Source organism: Kitasatospora sp. SC0581 (assembly GCF_048159585.1).
In the GTDB taxonomy this organism is placed as follows: Bacteria; Actinomycetota; Actinomycetes; order Streptomycetales; family Streptomycetaceae; genus Kitasatospora.
This window is the reverse complement of sequence record NZ_JBLRWA010000144.1, coordinates 1-437: the sequence shown is the minus strand read 5'-3', so window position 1 is coordinate 437 and position 437 is coordinate 1. Positions and strand designations below refer to the sequence as shown.

1 protein-coding gene is annotated in these 437 nt (G+C 70.5%); it reads left to right on the top strand.

What is annotated here, in order from left to right; genetic code table 11:
• On the top strand, window positions 1–437 hold a 437-nt coding region (locus ACLWS4_RS37490; protein ID WP_416876500.1), incomplete at both ends, for an electron transfer flavoprotein subunit beta/FixA family protein.

Here is a 437-nt window from a genome sequence, read left to right as displayed (position 1 = left end):
CCGGACGCGACGGGTGACCGTCGTTTCGCGGACGACCACACCACCGACCGGGAGGGTGTGGACGGCCTCCTGTCGGAGCTGGACGAGTACGGCGTGGAGCAGGCGCTGCGGATCGCGGAGGCGAACGAGGGCGCCGAGGTGACGGTGCTGACGGTGGGGCCGGACGACGCGAAGGACGCGTTGCGCAAGGCGCTGTCGATGGGTGCGGACAAGGCCGTGCACGTGAACGACGAGGACATCCACGGTTCGGATGTGGTCGGGACGTCGGCGGTGCTGGCGAAGGCGCTGGAGAAGGCCGGGTTCGACCTGGTGATCGGTGGCATGGCGTCGACGGACGGTTCGATGGGTGTGCTGCCGGCGCTGCTGGCGGAGCGGCTGGGTGTGCCGCAGGTGACGCTGCTGTCGGAGGTGTCGGTCGAGGGCGGCGTGGTGAAGGG